At 48.0% G+C, this 7,268-nt stretch carries 4 protein-coding genes and 1 tRNA gene; all 5 read left to right on the plus strand.

The window, feature by feature from the left end:
* The first annotated feature begins 138 nt into the window (after positions 1 to 138).
* The 5 genes from mrdA (at position 139) to JK223_RS12250 (ending at position 6,750) form a co-directional block, all read left to right on the plus strand.
* On the plus strand, positions 139 to 2,082 hold the full coding sequence (mrdA, locus tag JK223_RS12230) for a penicillin-binding protein 2 (RefSeq protein WP_212714461.1): 1,944 nt from the start codon (positions 139 to 141) through the stop codon (positions 2,080 to 2,082).
* Positions 2,083 to 2,236: 154 nt separating this feature from the next.
* Positions 2,237 to 2,312: transfer RNA gene (locus JK223_RS12235), tRNA-Phe, on the plus strand.
* A 1,035-nt stretch (positions 2,313 to 3,347) separates the two neighbouring features.
* Positions 3,348 to 4,439 (plus strand): phosphotransferase, encoded by a 1,092-nt coding sequence (locus JK223_RS12240; RefSeq protein ID WP_212714462.1) that lies wholly within the window; start codon positions 3,348 to 3,350, stop codon positions 4,437 to 4,439.
* Positions 4,440 to 4,454: 15 nt separating this feature from the next.
* Entirely contained in the window at positions 4,455 to 5,822 is a 1,368-nt protein-coding gene (locus JK223_RS12245; protein WP_212714463.1) for an aspartate aminotransferase family protein, read from the plus strand.
* Between the two features lie 88 nt (positions 5,823 to 5,910).
* The gene (locus JK223_RS12250) at positions 5,911 to 6,750 is read left to right on the plus strand and encodes a GntR family transcriptional regulator (RefSeq protein WP_212714464.1); all 840 of its coding nucleotides are present in this window, start codon (positions 5,911 to 5,913) and stop codon (positions 6,748 to 6,750) included.
* Positions 6,751 to 7,268: the final 518 nt, after the last annotated feature.

The raw sequence follows: 7,268 nt of genomic DNA on the forward strand, positions 1-7,268 counted from the left end.
CGTTGTTCATTTCTTGTTACATTCTTCAACAAATGACACACTTTAATCTTTCCCGGATCAACTTGTCACTGGCACTGGCTGACTATCTCTCTATGATAGGCTGCTGGTGATAGCTCTCCCTGCAAACTATGTTATGTAATGAATCTGCGTAATTTCGAAATTGAAGAAAAACTATTTATTCGTCGTGCCATCACGGCGTTTGTTCTGGTAGCAGTATGCTTTGGCATCCTGGTATATAACCTCTATCGGCTGCAGATTTGTGAGCATAGTTATTACCAGACCCGATCAAACGATAATGACATCAAGATGATCCCGATCGCGCCTACGCGCGGGATGATCTACGATCGTAATGGCACGCCGCTGGTACGGAATATCACTCAGTATGACCTGACGGTGATCCCGTACAAAGAAACCGATCTTAAAGCGACTATCCAGGCGCTGACGCCCATCATCGGCCTGACGCCGGATGACGTGAACGATTTCTGGCATCGTCTTAAACAGACCAGCCGATACAAACCGATCATCATTAAAGATGAGCTAAGCGAAGAACAGATAGCGCGGTTTGCGGTGGATGAATATCGCTTCCCCGGGGTCAGCATCGATTCTTATCAGGATCGTCAGTACCCGTATGGCGCGGATTTAGCGCATGTCGTCGGTTATGTTTCAAAGATTAACGACAATGACTTCAAACGTCTGAATGCCGCAGGGATTGCTGAGAACTACGCGGCGGATCACAATATCGGTAAGCAGGGGATTGAAGGCTATTACGAATCCGTGCTTCACGGTCAGACTGGTTATCAGGAAGTGGAAGTGGATAACCATGGGCGTATCGTACGTGTGCTGAGTGAACAGCCGCCGGTCGCCGGGAAAAATGTCTGGCTGACGCTGGATCTGCCGTTGCAGCAATATATCGAAAGTCTGCTGACGGGACAGCGAGCGGCGGTGCTGGTGGAAGACCCGCATGATGGTTCTGTACTGGCGATGGTCTCGGCCCCCAGCTACGATCCTAACCCGTTTGTGAAAGGGATAAGCTATCAGGCTTATAAGAAGCTGCTGGAGAATAAAGACCTGCCGCTGATTAACCGTGTGACCCAGGGGTTATACCCGCCGGCCTCCACGGTAAAACCTTATATGGCAATGTCTGCCTTGCTGAACGGGGTTATCACGCCGCAAACGACGTTCTTCGGTGCTCCGACCTGGACTTTACCGGGCACTGACAGACGATATCGTGACTGGAAAAAAACCGGTCACGGCATGCTGAATGTGACTAAAGCTATCGAAGAGTCGGCGGATACCTTCTTCTATCAGGTCGCTTATATGATGGGGATTGATCGTATTCATCATATGCTCAGCCAGTTTGGTTACGGGAAGCTGACCGGTATCGACTTGCATGAAGAATATAAAGGTCTGTTACCGAGCCGTGAGTGGAAAGAGAAAGTCCATAAGAAAGGCTGGTACCAGGGGGATACCATCTCTGTCGGTATCGGGCAGGGATACTGGATAGCAACGCCTATTCAGATGGTGAAAGCACTGGTGGCCTTACTGAATAACGGACGGGTGATCACTCCGCATCTGCTATACAAAGAGCAGCAGGGGAACGATGTCCTGATGTATCATCCTGTGGAAGCCGAGCCGCAGATAGGTGACCCGAATTCACCTTACTGGGCGCTGGTGCGTCGTGCCATGTTTGGTATGGCGAATGCACCTAACGGTACCGGGTATCGCTATTTCCACACCGCACCTTATGGTATTGCGGCAAAAAGCGGGACATCGCAGGTATTTAGTCTGAAACAAAACCAGATTTATAACGCGAAGATGATCCCGATACGGTTACGTGACCATATCTTCTATACGGCATTTGCACCGTTCAAGGACCCGAAGGTTGCTGTCGCATTGATCCTTGAGAACGGCGGTGTCGATGGGGTAACGGCAGCACCGTTAATGCGTAAGATTCTGGACCATATCATGCTGCCTGCAGACCAGGCGAATGTACCGGTCACTGATAAAGATAAAGGCGCCGTTCCTGCGGATATCCCCGGAATGGGAGATGCCGCGCCGGGTTCGGTGACCACCGACCAGTAAGGTCCGGACAGACAGAGGATAAGGCGCGTCCTCTGTCTGTTTTTACGGGAGTTGCGGCAAATTTCAGCGCATTGCTGTAAAAGTCAGCGGTCAGCGCACTTAAGAAGAAAAGTGATTGACGGAAAAGGGCGATTACGGTTTAATGCGCCCCGTTGCCCGAATAGCTCAGTCGGTAGAGCAGGGGATTGAAAATCCCCGTGTCCTTGGTTCGATTCCGAGTTCGGGCACCACTCTTTCTAAGGCCCCGCTGAAAAGCGGGGCTTTTTCGTTTCTGCTCCGGGGACCATTTATGGCCCTCGCCCGGGGGACCCTCTGTTACCCGGATGCTTCTCTGCAGATATGGCTGTCCGGTGGCTATCTTATTGATTCCTGATGTTGAGCTGACAGCTCTGACTCTTTGTCTGTGTGACCTCTGGTCTGTTACGGTTGTATCCCGCTATCCCGCTATCCCGCTATCCCGCTATCCCGCTGTTCCTGCTTTATCTTTCTCTTTTGCCGGTTCTTCTCCGGGCTCTGCCTGGTGTCTCCACGGAGTGTTCAATATTGTTCTGGATACCGGCAAAGTTTATTCTGCCTCTGCCTCTGCCTCTGCCTCTGCCTCTGCCTCTGCCTCTGCCTCTGCCTCATACCCATCCTCACATTAAAATATTCCTGATCCGAAACTGAATCTTTCCCCTTACGCGGGTCTGGTTATTCACCGAAGCATCCACGTCGTGGCCTCTGTCCGTTTTTATCTGCCGAAGACCATGCCCCTCTGAACAGGCAAAGAGAATGGATTTCTCCGGATCCCCGTCGTTATCGGCAACGCTGTGCACCGTTGATTGCCGCAGGATAACAAACTGCATTAAAGACGTTTAAAAGTAGTGTTCATCTCATCAATAAGGTCTGTCAGGTATACCCTCAGGATTGTCCGACAAAAATAATTATTACCCCTCTGCTCAGGCACTGCACCAGTATGTGGCAAAGATGCACTGAGTTATTTTAATTCCCCCATTAGCAATACGTTATGCACCATAAAAGTGATCTTTTTGCCTCTGTGTCACCGCTATAAATTGTCCAACAAATAATGGGTATGATCGCTTGCTTTCGATCATTAGCAGGTGCTATGTTGGTTTTGATCCTGAAAACTGGTGGACAATTTATACGGGGGATCCTGGCTGGGGGGCTAAATTTTGATCGTGTCAGTCAGAATGTTGAGTGCTGTCCCCGGTGAGTAAGACAGAGGTTTCATCTTTACATCCTCAGACATCAAATGCAGAGAAACTATGATAACCAATGATTCAGTTAATAAATCCAGGCTCTCAGCTGCATTCTGCCTGCTTGATGAAAGTGGTCTGGTGCATGGAACTGATGAAGTGCCGTCCGCTCTGGTCGAAAATATCTTAAATATCAGATACGGACTTGAAGGTGAATTGAGACGGTTATCTACCGAAAAGGATGACAGTTTTATTCTGATTTGTGATGGGCTTTATTACCTCGTAAAAATATCATCACCTGCCGAATCTCGCGGCGTCGTGGAAATGCAGTCGGCCATAATGAAGTGGCTTAATCACCATACTGCGGCGTGGGAAGTTCAGAACGTTATTTCGACTCTGGATGGTGAGAGCCTTGTTCCGGTTCATACAACATCTCTTCGCTATATGCGTGTATTGACCTATCTCTCAGGTGATATTCTGGCAACGGTTCCGGTTGACGAAGCTAAGCTCACCTTAACAGGACGCGCTGCCGGTGAGATTGATCTCGCATTACGCGGATTTGCTCATCAACATGATTTACGTCCTTTGGTCTGGGATCTTGCAAACATCCCCACACTGGCAATTCTGCAGGAAGAATTAACCGATGAAACTCATCGGGCTTTAGCCGCTGAAGCTTTTGAGCGATTTACACGTAATGTAGTCCCCCTGATGGGAGAACTTGAAACCCAGGTAATACATGGAGATTTCAGCCCCTACAATATTTTAGTCTCTGCAGAATCGGCAGATTTTGTCAGCGGGATAATTGATTTTGGTGATGCCGTCCGGACGTGTGTGATATTCGAACCCGCGGTAAGTCTCTGTAATCTCCTGGGGCAATGGGCTGATGATCCCTGGGGAGCTCCTCTGGCTTATCTGCGGGGATATCTGTCGAGCTATAAAATGTCGCCAGCACATGCGGTGCTCATCGCTGATGCGGCCACTGCCCGTCTGGCATTACGTGCGGTGGTTTCTCAATGGAGGGCACAACGTCTCCCTGACCGCCGGGAATATATTGAATCACATGCAAAACATGACTGGGACAACCTCGCGATGGCGCTGGCGACGCCCGTTTCAGATGTGCAGGCGCGCATCCATCACCTATCTGCAACGTCATCTTTCTGACCGGAGCAATGACCAATGACAACTCCAAAGTACGACACAAAAGTAAGCCGGGCACTTGAAGTTTATCCCAATCGATTTGATCCCTCCCGGATGGATAATCTTGATCCACGTATGCGTTCTATCGTGGAACGTCGAATGAGTATTCTGGGGCCGGGATATTCCCTCATCTATCGTAATCCGGTTGAATTTGTGGAAGGGCGGGGAGCTCATCTGTTTGATCGCGAAGGAAATGACTTTCTCGATGCGTATAACAATGTGGCATGCGTGGGTCATTCACATCCGCAGGTTGTCGAAGCCATCACTTCACAGATTAAGAAACTCAACACCAATAACCGATATGTACAGGAAAGTCTGGTTGACTATGCAGAACGTCTGGTCGCTACCTTCCCGGAGGAACTCTCCCGGGTAACGTTCGGTTGTTCAGGCTCGGAAGCTAACGACCTGGCCATTCGCGTAGCGAAATTCTACACCCGTAATCAGGGGATTATTGTCACCCGTAATGCCTATCATGGCATTACCAGTGAAGTCGCTTCCTTTTCTCCCAGTCTGGGGCCGACATCGCCTATCGGACCCAATGTTGTGCTTATTGAAGCCCCCGACCCTCGTGTCGCGGCTGCCGAAGGGCTTTCCATTGATGAGTACATGAGGAAGGAGATTAAGCGAGGGGTCTCTGAACTTGCCCGGCATGGCTTTGGGCTGGCAGCATTTGTTGCAGACTCCCTGTTCACCAGTGACGGAATTTTTGCTGACCCGGCGAGCTATCTGAAACCCATGATTGAAGAGGTTCATGCCGCCGGGGGGCTTTATATTGCCGATGAAGTGCAGTCAGGATTCGGCCGTTGCGGGGATACCATGTGGGGGTTTCAGCGTCATGGTATTATTCCGGATATCGTCACACTGGGTAAACCGATGGGTAATGGATTACCGCTATCGGGTACCGTTTTCCGCCCTGAGGTTGCGTACGAGTTTGGTCAGAATTGCAGGTATTTCAATACATTTGCTGCCAGCCAGCTCCCCATCGCGGCGGGTGCGGCCGTTCTCGACGTGATCAGCAGCGAGAATCTATTGGAAAATGCCATTGTTCAGGGGGAGGCGTTGCGTAAGGGTCTGCATGAGATCGTTAAGAATTCTCCTTATGTGTCTGATATCAGAGGGGTCGGATTATATACCGGTGTTGAGATCGTTGCTGATCGGGATTCCGGAGCACCGGACAAACGACGTACTGAGCAATTTATTGATGAATTACGCGAAAGAAGGATCCTTATACGAAGCTGCGGGGGGGAGGGAAATGTCCTGAAAATTCGTCCTCCGTTAGTCTTCAATTCATCGGATGTCACACGTTTTCTTGAAACCTTCTCTGATATTGCAAAAGAGCTGCTCTGAATATGCGAGAGCCTTATCAGGGGACCGGTCATTACTATGCCCGGCCCCCTGATAATTCTGCAATCAGCGAAATGTATGGTAATGTGCTGTGAGTCTGGCTGTAGAGCGTGGCTGCCTGAAAAGGAATCATCAGACAGTTACCGGAAAGGGAGCAGTAAACGAGCGGTTAACCTCTGCTGCAATATTTTGCTATTTCTTTACTACAGAATGCACGTTGTGTTTTCTTTTTGAGCAATCACCAACATTAACATGTAGCTATATCATGGAAAATCATCTGCCATCATCTTTGTCTTCTGAAGAAATAAAATCCACCACATTAGAATCACTTGTCTTAACGATACGACAGCGGATCCTGAATGGTGAATTCGAACCTGGTTCATTTTTGCGTGACATCCGTATGGCAGAAGAGCATGGGGTATCCCGAACGACATTCAGAAGTGCGGCTCAGATTTTGGTCAGCCAGGGGCTGTTAGTACAAATTGTGAACCGGGGGTTCTGTGTACCAAAATTCGGCCCTAACGATATTGTTGATGTGACGCGACTTCGCGGCGTGTTAGAAGGCGAAGCGGTACGCATGATTACCTACAGTGGATTGATCCCTAAAGGTGCCCTCGATGCTATTGAAGTGATGCGTGCGGCTCCTGCGGGTGCATCTTCTGCTTACCTGAGTGCAGCCGACAGAGCTTTTCATCGTGCTATTATAGATGCCAGTCTGAGTCCCAGGTTACAAAAAAGTTATAGCGTTTTGGAAGGTGAGATTGAGTTACTTATGGTTCAGCGTAATGCCTTCTACGAGAATTCAAAAGAATTAGTGGCTGAACATGAGCATCTTATCCGTTGTCTTGAAACGCGTGTGTACGATATTGCCCGTGATGCATTTGTTGAGCACTGGGAGGATTTAAGCAAAAAATTATTATTACCGACGTGAACCTTCTTAAACTATCCGGGTTTCCCGGGTGTTCACCAAACAAAGGAGCCGTGTCCGCCCTGCACATTATACTTCGATTATTGTATCTATACCTGCAGTTGTATATTGCGGGTAATGGCCTGAGTAGCGTGGGATTATGCTCGCCTCTGAAAGAATGAGCCATTCTGTTCTTTAATGGCAGGTTTGAAATTTACAGTGAGCTATAATCTAAATTCTCTGGCGCAGTGTTTTATAGGGAGATTTATTATAAAATCTGTGGTGTTGCTTTCTGCTGTTTTATTTAATCCTTTAATCCTTTAATCTTTTAATCCTTTAATCTTTTAATCCTTTAATCCTTTAATCCTTTAATCCTTTAATCCTTTAATCCTTTAATCCTTTAATCCTTTAATCCTTTAATCTTTTTATCTTTTTATCTTTTTATCTTTTTATCTTTTTATCTGTTTATCTTTTTATCTGTTTATCTGTTTATCTGTTTATCTGTTTATCTGTTTATCTGTTTATCTGTTTATCTGTTTATC

Source organism: Tatumella sp. JGM118 (genome assembly GCF_018257515.1).
Classification (GTDB): Bacteria; Pseudomonadota; Gammaproteobacteria; order Enterobacterales; family Enterobacteriaceae; genus Tatumella; species Tatumella terrea.